Origin of the sequence: Aeromicrobium tamlense, assembly GCF_013408555.1 — a bacterium.
GTDB lineage: Bacteria > Actinomycetota > Actinomycetes > Propionibacteriales > Nocardioidaceae > Aeromicrobium > Aeromicrobium tamlense.
Window position 1 is genome coordinate 824,787 of the sequence record NZ_JACBZN010000001.1, and the last position, 15,377, is coordinate 840,163.

The 15,377-nt window shown below is 72.6% G+C and carries 15 protein-coding genes and 1 other RNA gene; 12 read left to right on the top strand and 4 right to left on the bottom strand.

Annotated elements, in window-relative coordinates:
• Positions 1 to 10: 10 nt before the first annotated feature.
• A complete protein-coding gene (locus BJ975_RS04200; RefSeq protein ID WP_179423923.1) occupies positions 11 to 697 on the bottom strand; it encodes a HEAT repeat domain-containing protein in 687 nt (228 codons plus the stop codon).
• A gap of 70 nt (positions 698 to 767) precedes the next feature.
• Between BJ975_RS04200 and BJ975_RS04205 the strand changes: the two genes are divergently transcribed.
• The 6 genes from BJ975_RS04205 to BJ975_RS04230 are packed head-to-tail and all read left to right on the top strand — an operon-like array spanning position 768 to position 7,185.
• Positions 768 to 1,097: a TfoX/Sxy family protein gene (locus BJ975_RS04205; RefSeq protein ID WP_179423925.1), complete on the top strand. Its 330-nt coding sequence runs from the start codon at positions 768 to 770 to the stop codon at positions 1,095 to 1,097.
• Between the two features lie 47 nt (positions 1,098 to 1,144).
• Entirely contained in the window at positions 1,145 to 3,250 is a 2,106-nt protein-coding gene (locus BJ975_RS04210; protein WP_179423927.1) for a RecQ family ATP-dependent DNA helicase, read from the top strand.
• A gap of 1 nt (position 3,251) precedes the next feature.
• Complete coding sequence (locus BJ975_RS04215; protein WP_179423929.1) at positions 3,252 to 4,106, top strand: M23 family metallopeptidase; 855 nt, start codon at positions 3,252 to 3,254, stop codon at positions 4,104 to 4,106.
• A 25-nt stretch (positions 4,107 to 4,131) separates the two neighbouring features.
• Positions 4,132 to 5,256 carry a Nif3-like dinuclear metal center hexameric protein gene (locus BJ975_RS04220; RefSeq protein WP_179423931.1) on the top strand — a complete coding sequence of 375 codons (1,125 nt, stop codon included), beginning with the start codon at positions 4,132 to 4,134 and terminating at the stop codon, positions 5,254 to 5,256.
• A gap of 10 nt (positions 5,257 to 5,266) precedes the next feature.
• A complete protein-coding gene (locus BJ975_RS04225; RefSeq protein WP_179423933.1) occupies positions 5,267 to 6,010 on the top strand; it encodes a zinc ribbon domain-containing protein in 744 nt (247 codons plus the stop codon).
• Entirely contained in the window at positions 6,010 to 7,185 is a 1,176-nt protein-coding gene (locus BJ975_RS04230; RefSeq protein WP_179423935.1) for a bifunctional RNase H/acid phosphatase, read from the top strand. The genes BJ975_RS04225 and BJ975_RS04230 overlap by 1 nt, the downstream gene beginning before the upstream one ends.
• A 24-nt stretch (positions 7,186 to 7,209) precedes the next feature.
• Here BJ975_RS04230 and BJ975_RS04235 read toward each other — a convergent pair whose 3' ends face one another.
• Together BJ975_RS04235 and BJ975_RS04240 are read right to left on the bottom strand one after the other, a co-directional pair.
• Positions 7,210 to 7,953, bottom strand: a complete 744-nt coding sequence (locus tag BJ975_RS04235) for a YaaA family protein (protein WP_179423937.1) — start codon at positions 7,951 to 7,953, stop codon at positions 7,210 to 7,212.
• Between the two features lie 18 nt (positions 7,954 to 7,971).
• A complete protein-coding gene (locus BJ975_RS04240; RefSeq protein ID WP_179423938.1) occupies positions 7,972 to 8,553 on the bottom strand; it encodes a TMEM165/GDT1 family protein in 582 nt (193 codons plus the stop codon).
• A gap of 236 nt (positions 8,554 to 8,789) precedes the next feature.
• Between BJ975_RS04240 and rnpB the strand changes: the two genes are divergently transcribed.
• The 5 genes from rnpB (at position 8,790) to BJ975_RS04265 (ending at position 12,646) form a co-directional block, all read left to right on the top strand.
• Positions 8,790 to 9,174, top strand: an RNA gene (gene rnpB, locus BJ975_RS04245) — RNase P RNA component class A.
• Between the two features lie 97 nt (positions 9,175 to 9,271).
• Complete coding sequence (locus tag BJ975_RS04250; RefSeq protein WP_179423940.1) at positions 9,272 to 9,943, top strand: CDP-alcohol phosphatidyltransferase family protein; 672 nt, start codon at positions 9,272 to 9,274, stop codon at positions 9,941 to 9,943.
• Positions 9,944 to 10,060: 117 nt separating this feature from the next.
• A complete protein-coding gene (locus BJ975_RS04255) occupies positions 10,061 to 10,255 on the top strand; it encodes a hypothetical protein (protein ID WP_179423942.1) in 195 nt (64 codons plus the stop codon).
• Positions 10,252 to 11,751, top strand: a complete 1,500-nt coding sequence (locus BJ975_RS04260) for a hypothetical protein (protein WP_179423943.1) — start codon at positions 10,252 to 10,254, stop codon at positions 11,749 to 11,751. The genes BJ975_RS04255 and BJ975_RS04260 overlap by 4 nt, the downstream gene beginning before the upstream one ends.
• Positions 11,752 to 11,806: 55 nt before the next feature.
• Positions 11,807 to 12,646 carry an aldo/keto reductase gene (locus BJ975_RS04265; RefSeq protein ID WP_179423945.1) on the top strand — a complete coding sequence of 280 codons (840 nt, stop codon included), beginning with the start codon at positions 11,807 to 11,809 and terminating at the stop codon, positions 12,644 to 12,646.
• Positions 12,647 to 12,748: 102 nt separating this feature from the next.
• Here BJ975_RS04265 and panB read toward each other — a convergent pair whose 3' ends face one another.
• Positions 12,749 to 13,600, bottom strand: a complete 852-nt coding sequence (panB, locus tag BJ975_RS04270; RefSeq protein ID WP_179423947.1) for a 3-methyl-2-oxobutanoate hydroxymethyltransferase — start codon at positions 13,598 to 13,600, stop codon at positions 12,749 to 12,751.
• A gap of 82 nt (positions 13,601 to 13,682) precedes the next feature.
• On the opposite strand from panB, the gene BJ975_RS04275 reads away from it, so the two are divergent.
• A complete protein-coding gene (locus BJ975_RS04275; protein WP_179423949.1) occupies positions 13,683 to 15,374 on the top strand; it encodes a hypothetical protein in 1,692 nt (563 codons plus the stop codon).
• The last annotated feature ends 3 nt before the right edge of the window (positions 15,375 to 15,377 follow it).

Sequence of the window (15,377 nt, forward strand, 5' to 3'; positions counted from 1 at the left end):
GACTGCGGGCCTACAGGAGCGTCGACAGCCGCTTCTTGCGGCGGTTCTCCCGGACGATCCACGCGACGTCCGGCAGCTCGGTGTCGAGGGCGAGGAACGCGCCGAGACCCACACCGGGATCGGCCGCCACCGCCACGCTCCAGCCGTAGCCCAGCGCCTGGCGCAGGGTCCGGGCGTCGGGCCGGCGGGCCGCCTCTGCCGGGAGTGCCGCGAGGTGACGGGTCGCCCGCGCGCAGACGTCGACGGCGGCGGCAGCGGTCTCGCTCGTGCGCAGCAGGCGGGGCTCGCAGATCGCGGCGACCGCGGCGCGCTGGACGAGGGGACTGGGGTCGTCGACCCAGCGAGACGCGATGGAGCGCCACGCGTGCGGGTCGGTGTCGCCGAGGAGCTGGAGCCCGAGCGCCACGCCCTCGCGCACGCGCCAGCGCTCGTCGGCGGCGAGCGCACGAGCCGTGACCTCGACCGATGCGTCGGACGACCGCCGCGCCACCGCGGCGGCCGCGCACATGGCCGGGTACTCGCGCCCGTCGGCGAGCAGCGCCTCGACGGCGGCGGGGTCGGCACGCTCGGCCACGACCCCCACGAGCGCGAGGTTCGCGCGGGGGCCGGGCAGCCCCGAGCGCGTCTCCACGTACTCCGGCCACTCCGTCGGACCGAGTCCTGCGAGGTCCTCGCGCCACTGGCTCACGTCGGTCACGGCCTCGACGGTAGCCGCCGGCGGGGTCTCCGGGATTCCCGTCCGCGCGACCGCGTGGGAGGGTCGGGCCATGACCGAGACGCCGCAGGAGGCGCTGGCGCGCCGGGTCCGTCACCAGCTCGCGGGACGGGTGACGCGCGAGGTCACGATGTTCGGCGGGCTGTCGTTCATGGTGGACGAGGCGCTCACGGTGGCCGCACGTCGCGACGGGAGCCTGCTGGTGCGGGTCGACCCGGCGACGCGGGCGGAGGCGCTCGCCCGGCCCGGCGCGGAGCCGGCCGCGATGCGGAACGGACGGGTGATGGGCGACGGCTGGCTCTCGGTCCGGTCCGAGGGGCTCGCGACCGACGACCAGCTGCGGTCCTGGCTGGACGTCGCGCTGGCCGCCGCGGGCCGCTGATGCAGCGGTCCGGAGGCGTTGTCGGCGGAGCCTGACACGATCGGTGCATGACGTCGATCGCCACGACCACGGCCGATGAGGCCCTCGAACGACTGCGCGCCCTCACCGGGCGCCCCGACGCGACCTTCCACGAGGGCCAGCTCGAGGCGATCGCCGCGCTGGTCGACCAGCAGCGTCGCGCGCTCGTCGTCCAGCGCACGGGCTGGGGCAAGTCGGCGGTCTACTTCGTGGCCACGGCGCTGCTGCGCGCGCGGGGCGCCGGGCCCACGGTGCTGGTGTCGCCGCTGCTGGCGCTGATGCGCGACCAGGTCGCCGCGGCCGAGCGTGCGGGCGTCCGCGCCGCGGCCATCAACTCGGCCACCGTCGAGGAGTGGGACGACATCGAGTCGCGCCTGGCGAACGACACGATCGACGTGCTGCTCGTCTCGCCCGAGCGGCTGAACAACCCCACCTTCCGCGAGCAGCAGCTGCCGCGGCTGCTTGACCGGATGGGCCTGCTCGTGGTCGACGAGGCGCATTGCATCTCCGACTGGGGCCATGACTTCCGGCCCGACTACCGTCGGTTGGCCCACGTGATCGAGTCCCTCGGCTCGCACGTGCCGGTGCTGGCCACCACGGCCACGGCGAACGCGCGGGTCGTGGCCGACGTCGCCGAGCAGCTGGGCGGCGACGTGCTCACGCTGCGCGGCTCCCTCGCGCGTGACTCGCTGCGGCTCGGCTCGCTCACCCTGCCCACCGCCAAGCAGCGGCTCGGCTGGCTCGTGGCGCACCTGGGCGACCTCACCGGCAGCGGGATCATCTATGCGCTCACGGTCTCCGCGGCCGAGGACACCGCGCGGCTCCTGCGCGAGGCCGGCTACGAGGTGCGCGCCTACACCGGTCGCACCGATCCGTCCGAGCGCGAGGAGCTCGAGCAGGCGCTCAAGGACAACCGCGTGAAGGCGCTCGTGGCCACCAGCGCGCTCGGGATGGGCTTCGACAAGCCCGACCTCGGCTTCGTCGTCCACCTCGGCGCCCCGTCGTCGCCCGTGGCGTACTACCAGCAGGTCGGCCGCGCCGGCCGCGCCACCGACCGCGCCGACGTGCTGCTGCTCCCGGGCACCGAGGACCGCGAGATCTGGCGCTACTTCGCCACGGCCTCGATGCCCGACCCCGAGCGGGCCGAGCGCGTCATCGGCCAGCTCGGGTCCGAGCCGATCTCCACGCCCGCGCTGGAGGCCCTCGTCGACGTCAAGCGCACCCAGCTCGAGCTGCTGCTGAAGGTGCTCGACGTGGACGGCGCCGTGCGCAAGGTGCGCGGTGGCTGGATCGCCACCGGACAGCCCTGGACCTACGACGCCGAGCGCTACCAGCGGATCGCCGCGGCCCGCGAGCACGAGCAGCAGGCGATGCTCACGTACGAGCGCGGCGAGACGTGCCGGATGGAGCTGCTCCAGCGCGACCTCGACGACCCGTCCGCGACCCGGTGCGGCCGGTGCGACGTGTGCACCGGCTCTTGGTACCCGACGGACGTCCCCGAGGCCACCGTCGGGCGAGCCACCGAGGCGCTCGACCGGGTCGGCGTCCCGATCGAGCCGCGGGGCCAGTGGCCCACCGGGGCCGACCGCCGCGGCGTCGACGTCAAGGGCCGGATCGCGGTCGACGAGCGCGCCGAGACGGGTCGCGTCATCGCGCGACTCACCGACCTCGGCTGGGGTGGTGCGCTGCGCGAGCTGTTCGCCGCGGGCGCGCCCGACCAGCCGATCCCCGAGGCGCTCGTCGGCGCCGCCGTCCGCGCGTTGCGCGACTGGCCGTGGGAGCAGCGACCCGTCGCCGTCGTCGCGATGCCCTCCGTCACGCGTCCGACCCTCGTGTCGTCCGCGGCCGAGACGATCTCGCGGCTCGGGCGGATGCCGCTGCTGGGCACGCTCGACCTCGACCCCCACGTCCCGCGTGCGGAGACCGGTGGCAACAGCGCCTTCCGGCTGGCGTCGGTGTGGGGACGGTTCGCGGTCGGCGCCGACCTGGCCGCGCGCCTGCGCGGGGTGGACGGACCGGTCCTGCTCGTCGACGACCTCGTCGACAGCCGGTGGACGGTGACGGTCGCGGCACGTGAGCTGAGGCGGGCCGGCGCGCCCGCGGTGCTGCCCTTCGCGCTGGCGACGGTGGCCTGACATGGGCAAGACCGGAGCGTGGCGTCGCGTCGTCAGCAGTCTGTTCCCGCTCTGGGCCTGGCTGTTCCTGCTGGGCATCGCGGCGGGTCTGCTGCTCGACGTCCCCATCGGGCTGTCGAGCCTGGTCGTGCTCGTGTCGTTCGCGCTGTGCCTCGTGCGGCCACCGAAGCAGGACCACCGTGAGCCCCTGCAGGTGGCCAGTCCCGTCCGCGGCACATGGACCGTGGTGCACAGTCCGGCGTCGTCGGTGCCCAGTCACGGGGTCCGGGGCTACGGCCAGTCCCATGCCGTCGACCTGATCCATCCGCGCCCCGAGGGGACGAAGGCCGAGTACCCCGTGTTCGGCGGCTTCGAGAGGCCCGAGGAGTTCAGCTCGTTCGGCGAGCCGATCCACGCCGTCGCCGACGGCACCGTGGTGAGGGTCGTCGACGGCCGCCGCGACCACCTGTCGCGCACCTCGTGGCTCGCCTTCGCGTACATGATGGTGATCGACGGCCTGCGCGACCTCGGCGGACCCGGCGCGGTGATCGGCAACCGCGTGGTCGTCGACCACGGCGACGGGACCTACGCCCTCTACGCGCACGTGAGGCGGGGCACCGCGACGGTGCGCGTCGGCGACCGGGTCGCCGCGGGCGACGTGCTGGGACAGGTGGGCAACTCGGGCAACACGTCCGAGCCCCACCTGCACTTCCAGCTGATGGACCGCGCGCAGCCGCTGCGGGCGGCCGGACTCCCGTTGAGGTTCGGCGACATCGCCCAGACGCCCGGCGCGGTCGACCGCGGGTGGACCACGAAGGAGCCCGAGACCGAGATCGAGCCGGGCATGCCGGCGAACTTCCAGGTCTTCCAGGCCTGACGGACGGCCGTGACAGACTCGCCCCATGCCATCGCTGCGTGACGTCATCGCCGTCCTGGACGGCCTCTACGACCCCCGGTGGGCCGACGACTGGGACGCCGTGGGCACGGTCGCGGGAGACCCCGACGCAGAGGTCTCCTCGATCCTGTTCGCCGTCGACCCGGTCCAGGCCGTCGTCGACGAGGCGGTCGAGCGGGGCGCCCAGCTCGTCGTCACGCACCATCCGCTGTACCTCAAGGGCGTCACGTCGGTGGCCGCGACCACGCCGAAGGGACGGGTCGTGCACACGCTCATCGCGAACGGGATCGCGCTGCACACGTGCCACACGAACGCCGACTGCGCGCCGCGCGGCGTCAGCGAGTCGATGGCCCTCGCACTCGACCTCACCGACGTGCGGCCGCTCGAGACCGACGCGGAGCCGCCACTCGACAAGTGGGTCGTCTACGTGCCGCGTGACGATGCCGCTCGCGTCGTCGGCGCGATGCACGACGCGGGCGCGGGTCGTCTCGGCGACTACGACCGGGCGCAGTTCCAGAGCCCCGGTCGCGGCTCGTTCCGCCCCCTCGACGGCGCCGACCCGGCCATCGGGTCGGTGGGGGAGGTCGAGTGGGTCGAGGAGACCCGCGTCGAGGTCGTCGCCGACCGTGGGATCCGCGAGGCGGTGCGTGCCGCGATGATCGACGCCCACCCGTACGAGGAGACGGCCTACGACCTCTGGCCGCTCGCCGCGCGACCGAGCGAGCGCGGCTCGGGTCGCATCGGTCGCCTGCCGCAGCCGATGACGCTGGGCGAGTTCGCGGAGCACGTCCGGACCAGCCTCCCGGCGCACGCGGGCGCCACGCGCATCGCCGGCGACCTCGACCGGCGCGTCGAGACCGTGGCCCTGTGCGGCGGCTCGGGCGACTTCCTGCTGGGCGCGGCGCAGGCCGCCGGAGCCGACGTCTACGTCACGTCCGACCTGCGCCACCACCCCGTCAGTGAGCACCTCGAGCGCCCCGGTGCGTGTGCCGTCGTCGACGTGCCGCACTGGGCCGCCGAGTGGACCTGGCTGCCGACCGTGGCGGCGGCCGTCCGCGAGGAGTTGGGCGATACGGTGAAGACCCACGTCTCCACGATCGGCACCGATCCCTGGAGCCGGACATTGTCATGAGGAGTCGCACGTGAAGGCTGAACCGGTCGCCCAGCAGGCGTTGCTGGACCTGCAGGAGAAGGACTCGGCGCTCGCGCAGCTGACCCACCGCCGCAACACCCTGCCCGAGCACGCCGAGATCGCCGCGTCCGACGCGCGCCTGCGCGAGATCGAGTCCCGCCGGGTGGCCGCGCAGACCCGCGTGTCCGACCTCGAGCGGGCGCAGGCGAAGGCCGACGTCGAGGTGGAGCAGGTCAAGGCGCGGCGCACGCGCGACGAGGACCGCATGGCCTCCGGCGCCATCACCAACCCGAAGGACCTGTCCAGCCTGCAGAGCGAGCTCGAGGCCCTGGCCCGCCGGATCTCCACGCTGGAGGACGAGGAGCTCGAGGTCATGGAGCAGCTCGAGGCCGCGCAGGCCGAGCTGGATGAGGCCGTCGCCGCGCTCGACGCCGAGACCGCCGCGCGCGACGCGCTCGTCGCCGCGCGCGACGAGAAGATCGCCGCGCTCGATGCAGAGGCGTCGGAGGCGTCCGCGGCCCGCGAGTCGATCCGGCCGAACGTGCCCGAGGACCTCTTCGCGCTCTACCAGAAGGTCGCCGCGAACCACGGTGGCCTCGGCGCCGCCGCGCTGCGCGCACGTCGCTGCCAGGGCTGCCACCTGGAGATCAACGGCGCCGACCTGCGCGAGCTGGCCGCCGAGCCCGAGGACACCGTGCTGCGCTGCCCCGAGTGCAGCCGCATCCTCGTCCGCAGCTCCGAGTCCGGCGTCTGATGGGCTGGGTCGCCGAGGCCGACGGAGGATCGCGCGGCAATCCGGGGCCGGCCGCCTACGGGTCGGCGCTGCTGCGCGACGGCGTGCTCGTCGCCGACCGCGGCGAGACGATCGGCATCGCGACGAACAACGTCGCGGAGTACCGCGGCCTGATCGGCGCCCTCGAGCTCGCGCGTGAGCACGCCGCCGGCGAGCCGCTCGAGGTCCGCATGGACTCCAAGCTCGTCATCGAGCAGATGGCGGGGCGCTGGAAGATCAAGCACCCCGACATGAAGCCGCTGGCGATGCAGGCGCAGACGATCGTCCGCGACCTCGGCCCGGTCACGTGGACCTGGGTGCCGCGCGCGAAGAACGCCCGTGCGGACAGCCTCGCCAATGCCGCGCTCGACGCCGAGAAGGCGGGCCGCCCGGGCCGCGTCTCCACCCTCGAGTCCCGCGAGCCGGTGCAGCTGGCCGACGAGCCGCCCGAGGCCCCCGCGCTGTTCACCGAGCCGCGTGAGGCGGACGCGCCGCTGGACGCGAAGGGCAAGAATCCGCTGCTGGGCTGGCGCGGCTCGATGCACGGCGACCCGACCACGTTCATCCTGCTGCGTCACGGCGTCACCGCCCACACGCAGCGCAAGCTCTTCAGCGGCACCGGCGGGGAGGACCCGCCGCTGGTCGACGAGGGCGTCGAGCAGGCCCGCCGGGCCGCCGCGTGGATCGCCGAGCGCGGGGGAGCCGACGCCATCGTGGCCTCGCCGCTGCAGCGCACGCGCCAGACCGCCGCGCAGGTGGCCGAGCGTCTCGGGCTGCCGGTCGCCATCGAGGAGGGCTTCGCCGAGGCCGGCTTCGGCGAGTGGGACGGCTTCTCGTTCGGCGACATCATGAAGCGCTGGCCCGCCGAGCTGGAGAAGTGGCTGTCGTCCACCGCCGTCCCGCCGCCGGGCGGCGAGTCCTTCGACGAGGTCGCCACGCGCGTCGAGGCGGCCCGCGACCGGATCCTGCACCAGTACGCGGGTCAGACGGTCGTCGTGGCCAGCCACGTCACGCCCATCAAGCTGATGGTGCGTCTCGCGCTGGGCTCGGACATGGGCGTCATCCATCGGATGGAGCTCGCGCCCGCCTCGATCACCACCATCTCCTGGTGGCCCGACGGCACCCCGAGCCTGCGCAACTTCTCCGTCACTCCCTGACCCTGCGCATCTCGCGCGGCCGAGTCAGCGCAGGATGACGTCGAGGCGCGCGGGGCCCGAGGTCTCGACGGTCCAGCCGAGGTCACGCAGGGCGTCACCGAACGTCTCGGCGTCCTTGGCCTCGACGGCCTCGGCGAGCACCCGGCGGACGATCTGGCCCTTGGTGGCCTTGTTGCTGTGGCTGACGATCGAGCGCTTCCCGTTCGCCTCCGTCAGCACGCGCAGCGTGACCGAGCCCGTCGGAGCCTGCCCGAGCGCCACGTAGGTGCCTGAGCGGAGGTCGAGCACGAGCTCGCCCTCGGCCAGCTCGACCAGCGCCTTCGGCACGACGGGCTTCCAGCGGCTGGCGACGGTGCCGAGCCGGGGGAGCGAAACCGAGCCACTCATCCGGTAGGCGGGGATCTCGTCGTGCGGGCGCAGCAGCCCGAACAGCGCCGAGGCGATCGCCAGGCTGGTCCGCCCGCGCTCCTGGGCGGCCTCGTCGAGCGTGGTCCAGCCGAGCTCGGAGTACAGCACGCCGGTGTAGACGTCGATCGCGGGCGCGGTGGGCTCCTCGCGCAGCCGCGCGTTGCGGGCGATGTCGTCGGCCTGCTTCGGCCCGAGCTCGAGGATCTCGGCGGCCCGCTTCGTGGAGCTGAGCCGCACGAGGGCGTTGATCAGCTGCTCGCGGGTGCGGTTCAGTCGCGGCGACGAGAGGGTCTCGAGATCGAGCGGGGAGCCGGACTCGGGACGGGTCTTGCCCTCCGAGGGCGGCAGCACGATCAGCACGTGGCGACCCTATCGACCTCACACATGCGAGACGCCCTCGAGGATCAGCACGACGGCGAACACGAAGAACGCGATCGCGGCGGCGTACTTGATCGTCCTCTCCGGCAGGCGCTTGCCGAGCAGGAAGCCCACCCAGATGGCCAGCGCATCGGCCGCGACCATGCCGACGGTGCTGCCGATCCACGTGCCGAACCAGTTCTCCTGCACCGCCAGCGTGATGGTCGCGAGCATCGTCTTGTCGCCGAGCTCTGCGAGGAAGAACGCCGTGCCGACGGCCAGGATGGAGAAGCCGGTGCTCCTCTGGGCCTTCTCGGCCTCCTCCTCGGTGAGCTCGTCACCGCGCAGGGTCCACAGGCCGAACGCGATGAAGGCGACACCGGCCGCGATGGAGATCCACGCCTGGTAGTCCTCGAAGGCGGCGCCGATGAAGTAGCCGATCGCGACCGACGCGAGGTGGACGATCGCGGTGGCGATCGTGATGCCGATCAGCACGTCGCGGGCGCGGTACCGCGTGGCGAACGTCATCGCCATCAACTGGCTCTTGTCGCCGAGCTCGGCGACGAAGATCACCACGGTGCTCAGCAGTAGGGCTTCCCACATGAAAAAATGCTCCTCGTCCTGCCCGGACGAGGAGCGTGTGCGTACCGACGAGCCTCGACCGGGCTCGTGTACACGAATCCGGTCGAAAGTCTCGTCCGCCAGTTGCCTGGCCCGCTGCACCGGAGGCGAGGCCTCAGTGTGTCGACGCAGCGATTGGGGACTACTCCCTTTCGATGTCGCCAGCCTACCGGGCGGGTCATGGCACGGGCTCGGCGGGCATAGGATGGACGGGCGAATGAGTCGGCCGGGCGGCCGCGGCATCCCTCGAGGGTGTCGAGGAAAGTCCGGACTCCACAGAGCGACGGTGGTGGCCAACAGCCACCCACGGCGACGTGCGGGACAGTGCCACAGAGAACAGACCGCCAGCGGCCACCCTCGGGTGGTGCGGGTAAGGGTGAAACGGTGAGGTAAGAGCTCACCAGCACGGCGGGTGACCGTCGTGGCTCGGTAAACCCCACCGGGAGCAAGACCAAGTAGGCCCCGTCCGCGGGGCCGTGCCGCAGGGCTGCTCGTCCTCAGCGGCAGGTAGGTCGCACCGAGGTGTCCAGCAATGGGCATCCCAGATGGATGGCCGCCCCTGCTCCGGCAGGACAGAATCCGGCTTACAGGCCGACTCATTCGCGCCCCGGGCGACCCGGGAGCGGTGGGGCTCGCGGAGGGCGCTCGGTCGACGTCCTCCCGACCGGCACACGCCAGTGGTTGCGCGTAGGTTGGCCACGTGAGCAAGGCGGTGTCGCCCACCCACCACCTGCCGGGCCCAGGTCCCTTTCTGACGATCCCCAACGCGATCACGGTGCTCCGCGCTCTGGGTGCAGCGGTCCTGGCGGTCACCGCGCTCGTCGCCTCGGATCCCGTCCCGTGGCTGATCGCCGGATACCTCACGTACTGGCTCGGTGACAGCCTCGATGGGCTCGCTGCGCGCGTGCTGGGGCAGGAGACGAGGGCCGGCGCGGTGTTCGACATCTGCAGTGATCGCCTGAGCACCGCGATCCTGGCGGCGGGACTCGTGATGCACGAGCCGGACCTGGCTCTCCCCATCGGGATGTTCCTCGTCAACTTCATGGTGATCGACCAGCTCCTCTCGCTCTCGTTCCTGCTGTGGCCGATCGTGAGTCCCAACTACTTCAGCCAGGTCGATCCCACCGTGTTCCGCTACAACTGGTCGCATCCGGCCAAGGCGCTGAACAATGCCGGGATCATCGTCGCCGTCCTCATCGGCAGCATGCCCGTGGCCCTGGTGATCGTCACGGCCCAGCTGGCCGTCAAGATCGCCAGCGCCGTCCGAGTGGCACGTCTGGCCTCTGAGAGAGCGCCCGGGCCGATACGGGCCTACGGTGAGGTGGGTGCAGACGTGCTCCCCGATTCCGGCCACCCACCGGGTCGTGCGTGAGGCGCCTCGGGTCGGTGTAGGCCCGGGGCTTCCCTCGGAGTCACGTCCATCCGTGTCGCGGTGCCTCCGGAATCGCGCCCCCGGGCGTCCGGTCCCCGCATCGGGCACGATGAGCCCATGGCGTACTTCTACTGCTTGAAGCACAACTCCGTCGAGGGCGAGGAGGGCTGCCGGGCGTCCGACCGCCTGGGACCCTACGAGACCGAGGCCGAGGCCGCACGTGCCCTCGAGACCGCGCACGAGAAGTCGAAGGCGTGGGACGAGGACCCGAACTGGAACGACGACGCCCCGCCCGCCGGCTCGCCTGAGTGACGCGGTCCGACCGGCCCCCGCGCGGCGGGTGGCCGATCGCGTGGGCGGCACTCGTCCTCCCGCTGCTGGTGTGGGCCGTCGTCCTCCTGGCCGGGGGATGGGTCCCGCACGGTGACACGGCGGTCGAGGCGGTGCGCGCGCACGACGTCCTCGGAGCGCACACGCCCCTGCTGGGGATGCCCTCGACGAGCGGCGCCACGGTCGTGGGCGTGCACGCGCACCATCCCGGTCCGCTGCAGTTCCAGCTGCTGGCGCCGCTGTACGCGCTGAGCGGCTTCGCGCCGTGGGCGCTCGTCGTCGGCTCGCTCCTGATCCTCGCGGCCCTCGTCGCCGTCTCGCTCGCCGCCGCCGATCGGGCTGCGGGCGCGCGGGGACGGCAGACGATGACCGTCGTGAACGGCGTCCTGGTGCTGGGCGTCGGCAGCTCCCTGGTGACCCCGTGGAACCCGTGGGTGGCGATGTTCGCCCTGGCGGCCGCCACCGCGTCGGCCTGGGCGGTCCTGGCCGGACACGGCCGGTGGTGGCCGGGGTTCGTCGTCACCGTCTCGCTCGCGGCGCAGTCGCACCTGGCGGTCGCCCCGGTGGCCGTCTCGCTCGGCGTGGTCACCTTGGTCGCCTCGGTGCTCCTGGGGCGCCGCGGCCGCCTCGACCTGCCGCGCCGCTCACTCGTGGTGTCGGTGGCCCTGGGGATGGCCTGCTGGGCGGCGCCGCTGGTGGAGGTCGCCCGGAACGAGCCCGACAACCTCGGCCTGCTGTGGACCGTCGCGCGGTCCGGGGACGGCGGACTGCTCGCCACCCTCGTGCTGCTCGTCGGCGTCGTCGCCGTCGTGTGGTGGACCGGCCGCCGGGGGCGCGGCCTGACCTCGGGCCGCCCGTTCGCGATCGTGCCGCTGACCCTCATCGGCACGCTCGTCCTGCTGGCGGCCGGCACCCGCGCGGGGGAGGGCCGGGACTGGTACATCGTCTACGGGGCCGCGGTCCCCCTGACCCTCGTGGCCTGGACCGTCGTCGGCCGGGTCCGGCGGTCGCGCCACCGCCGCACGCTGGGCCGGGTCGCCGTCGCGGTGGCCGTGGCGGCCTTCCTCTTCCTCCCACGTCCGCTGTCGGACGCCGCGCGCCTGGACAGCGTGCGCGCCGCGCCCGTCGTCGACCGGGCGCGCGAGCTGGTCGCCGGTGCCGACGGACCGATCGCGATCGAGACGGTCGGCGGTCTCGCGTGGGTCAGCATCGGCCCGGCGGTCTACGCGGCGCTGCTGGCCGACGGTCACGAGGTGTACTTCGACGCGCGCGTGGACGGGATGCGCGAGGACGACTTCCGGCACCCGCGAAACCTCGACGAGCCGCACCGCACGCTGGTCGTGCACAGCCATCCCGGCCGTCCCGAGCCGCCGCCGGAGGGCGCCGTGGTCGACCGGGTCGAGCTGGCCCGGGACGCCGGCGCCACCCAGGTCGCCGGGGACGAGCGGTACGTCGACCTCGTGCTGGTGCAGCCGTAGGCCGGCGCCGCTTGCGCGTGTGCGGCGCTCGGGTGCAGCCCGTAGCGTCGGAGGCATGACCGTTCCCACCCTCACCCTGAACAACGGCGTCCAGATCCCGCAATTCGGCTACGGCACGTGGCAGGTGCCGCCGGAGACCGCGCAGGACCGGGTCGCCGAGGCCCTCGAGCTCGGCTACCGCCACATCGACACGGCCCAGATGTACGGCAACGAGGCCGGCGTCGGCGCCGCGATCGCCGCCTCCGGACTGCCGCGCGACGAGGTCTTCGTCACCACCAAGCTCAACAACAACCGCCACGACCCCGCCGTGGTCGCCTCGTCGCTCGACGAGTCGCTGGAGAAGCTCCAGCTCGACCGCGTGGATCTCTTTCTCATCCACTGGCCGCTGCCGACGACCGACATCGACTTCGTCGACACGTGGCGCGCGATGGAGGAGGTCTACTCCGCCGGCAAGGCTCGTGCGATCGGCGTCTCCAACTTCCAGCCCTCGCACCTGCGTCGTGTGGTGCAGGAGGCGACCGTGGTCCCGGCCGTGAACCAGGTCGAGATCCACCCGTACTTCACCCAGGACGAGCTGCGCGCGGTCGACTCCGAGCTCGGCATCGCGACCGAGGCCTGGTCGCCGCTCGCGCAGGGCCAGGTCTTCGACGACCCGGCGCTCCAGGCGATCGCGAGCAGCACGGGCCGCAGCGTCTCGCAGGTCGTGCTGCGCTGGCACCTGCAGCGCGGGGACATCGTGTTCCCGAAGGCCTCGTCGGTGGAGCGCCTGAAGCAGAACTTCGACCTGTTCGACTTCGAGCTCTCCGACGCCGACATGAGTGCCGTCTCGGCCCTCGACGCCGGCCGCCGCATCGGGCCCGACCCGGACACCATGGCCTGGATCCCGGAGGGCTGATCGAAGTTTCCCCGGTTAGCAGGGGAAACCGTCACGATGCGGGGAAACGTCCCCCGCATCGTGACGGGAAACCCCGCTCGGTCGGCCGAGCGGGCCCCGTGGTCAGCTCTCGAAGGAGTGCTCGGCTGCGGGGAACGAGCCGTCGGCGACCTCGTTCTGGAACTGCTCGACGGCGCCTGAGATCACGCTGCGCAGGTCGGCGTACTTCTTGACGAAGCGCGGGGCGCGGCCGGCGCGCAGGCCGAGCATGTCCTGCCAGACCAGCACCTGCGCGTCGCAGCCGGCGCCGGCGCCGATGCCCACGGTGGGGATGCGCAGGGTCGAGGTGATCTCGGTCGCGACCGGCTCGGGCACCATCTCCATCACCACGGCGAACGCGCCAGCGTCCTGCACGGCGAGTGCGTCATCAATCAGCCGCTGGCGGGCGTCACCGCGACCCTGCACGCGGTAGCCGCCGAGGCTGTGCTCGGACTGGGGCGTGAAGCCGATGTGCGCCATGACGGGGATGCCGCCCTCGGTCAGCTTGCGGATCTGGGGCGCCATCTCGGCGCCGCCCTCGAGCTTGACCGCGTGCGCGAGCCCCTCCTTCATGAACCGCACACCCGTGTCGTAGGCCTGCTCCGGGTCGCGCTGGTACGAGCCGAAGGGCAGATCGGCGACGACGAGCGTGCGCTGCACCGAACGCGTCACGGCCTTCACCAGGACCAGCAGCTCGTCCACCGTGACGGGCAGCGAGGACTCGTAGCCGAAGACGTTGTTCGCGGCCGAGTCGCCGACGAGCAGCACGGGGATCCCGGCCTCGTCGAAGAGCTGGGCGGTGTACTGGTCGTAGCTGGTGAGCATCGCCCACCGATGACCCTCGGACTTCCACTTCGCGAGGTGGTGCGTGCGGACCTTGCGCACGTCGGGCGAGGCGGTGGGACGGGAACCGTACGGTGCGGGCTCTTCAGTCATGCCCACACGGTAGCCCCCGGCGAACGGTGCCCGGCGACCGTAGACTGCTCGGGACCTCGAACCCGCCCCGCCCAGGAGCTCCGTGTCGACCTCCTCCGCCTCGATCCCCACCCGGATCGGACGACGACTCGCCCTGCGCGAGCACGCCTGGTTCTGGATCGCGCTCGGACTGCTGATGGTGCCGATCGTCGTCTGGTTCGTCTCACGCCTGACCGAGGGCTGGCTGCCCCAGGGCGACGACGCGATGATCGCGATCCGCGCCCACGACGCCTGGACCGGTCACTGGCCGCTGGTGGGCATGCGCTCGACGAGCGACCAGACCGTAGAAGGCGTGTTCGCCTACCACCCGGGTCCCCTCGAGTTCTACGTGATCGGGCTGCCGTACCTGCTCTCGGGCTGGCGGGTGTGGGGCCTGCTCCTGGGCTGCGCGCTGGTGCTCGCCGCGTTCGTGGCCGTGTCGCTGTGGTCGGGCTACCGCGCCGCGGGACGTCCGGGTCTGCTGGTCATGGTCGGCGCCACGGTCACCCTCTACGGACTGTTCGGCTCGGTGCTCGTGCTGCCCTGGAACCCGTGGCCCACGGTCTTCGGCCTGCTCGCGAGCCTCGCCGTCGCCTGGCGGATGCTGCTCGGACACCGGGGGCTGTGGCCGCTGTTCATGGTCTGCGTCAGCTGGACCGGGCAGGCACACCTGGGCGTCACGCCGATCGTCGGGCTGCTGGGCGCCTGGATGCTCGCCCTGACGATCCGCCGCTGGTGGCGGGGCTTCCGCAGTGCACCGGGCGAGGTCGCCCGGACCCTGCTGGTCACGTTCGTGTGCTGGCTGGGACCGCTGGTCGAGGTGCTGACGTACTCGCCGAACAACATCGGCGAGATCGCCGCACTCACGACGGCCGAGAAGACCGAGGACACGCCCACGGGCGACGCCTGGGTCCACCTGACCCACATGGTCTTCCCGTGGATCCGCCTGTGGCGCGACACCGGCGACGTCACCTACCCGGGCGCTGCGCTGATCGGGCTCGGGATCGTCGCCGTGGTCTGGCGTCGGCGGGATCGGCGCCGGCGCCGGCTCGACCGTGACGTCGACGTGGCGACCAGCGCGGTCGTCATCGGGCTCTTCGCGGTGGCGGCGACGTTCTGGGCGGGCACGCGCACCGGCGGCGACCTGCGGATCGTCTACCTCGACTTCACGATGGCGGGACCCGTCTTCTTCACGTTCGCGGTGGCGCTCTGGGCGTATCACCGCGCCCGCGCGTCACTGCGAAGCCAGGGCACGACCGACGACCGGATCCGCACCCTCACCACCGCGGCCGCGGCCGGCGTGCTCGCGCTGCCGGTGCTCGGCACCACCGCGGGCTCCTCGTCGGTGCGCACGTTCGTCGAGGCGGGCAACGAGGTCAACGCGGAGCAGGCCCGCCTCGTGCTCGACGAGCTCGTGCCGGTGCTGGGGGAGCCGCCGTACGCCGACCTGCCGGTCGAGGTCGAGGGCGTCGGCCTCACCGCATGGGGGAGCGTGGGACCCGCGGTCTCGCACCGCCTCGTCGTCGCCGGTCGCGACGTGTTCTACGAGTCGTGGTGGCCGAAGTCCGCCGACGACGACCACCGGCGCCCTCGCGACATCGACGGCGAGCGCGTGGTGGTGCGCCTCGAGGAGCGGACGGGAACCGCGTCGTGGGAGGAGCCGGAGGAGCCCGTGGACGAGACCCTCACCTACCCGCTGCTGACCGACGAGGACGGCGGCGAGATCCGCGTCCTGCTGTCGGTCCGCGCGGGCTGAGGC

What these genes read in the sequence shown, in the direction of transcription:
- BJ975_RS04205 (WP_179423925.1), top strand. Translation starts at nt 768, where the DNA reads ATGACCGAGACGCCGCAGGAGGCGCTGGCGCGCCGGGTCCGTCACCAG.
- BJ975_RS04230 (WP_179423935.1), top strand. Translation starts at nt 6,010, where the DNA reads ATGGGCTGGGTCGCCGAGGCCGACGGAGGATCGCGCGGCAATCCGGGG.
- BJ975_RS04220 (WP_179423931.1), top strand. Translation starts at nt 4,132, where the DNA reads ATGCCATCGCTGCGTGACGTCATCGCCGTCCTGGACGGCCTCTACGAC.
- BJ975_RS04215 (WP_179423929.1), top strand. Translation starts at nt 3,252, where the DNA reads ATGGGCAAGACCGGAGCGTGGCGTCGCGTCGTCAGCAGTCTGTTCCCG.
- panB (WP_179423947.1), bottom strand. Translation starts at nt 13,600, where the DNA reads ATGACTGAAGAGCCCGCACCGTACGGTTCCCGTCCCACCGCCTCGCCC.
- BJ975_RS04255 (WP_179423942.1), top strand. Translation starts at nt 10,061, where the DNA reads ATGGCGTACTTCTACTGCTTGAAGCACAACTCCGTCGAGGGCGAGGAG.
- BJ975_RS04210 (WP_179423927.1), top strand. Translation starts at nt 1,145, where the DNA reads ATGACGTCGATCGCCACGACCACGGCCGATGAGGCCCTCGAACGACTG.
- BJ975_RS04240 (WP_179423938.1), bottom strand. Translation starts at nt 8,553, where the DNA reads ATGTGGGAAGCCCTACTGCTGAGCACCGTGGTGATCTTCGTCGCCGAG.
- BJ975_RS04265 (WP_179423945.1), top strand. Translation starts at nt 11,807, where the DNA reads ATGACCGTTCCCACCCTCACCCTGAACAACGGCGTCCAGATCCCGCAA.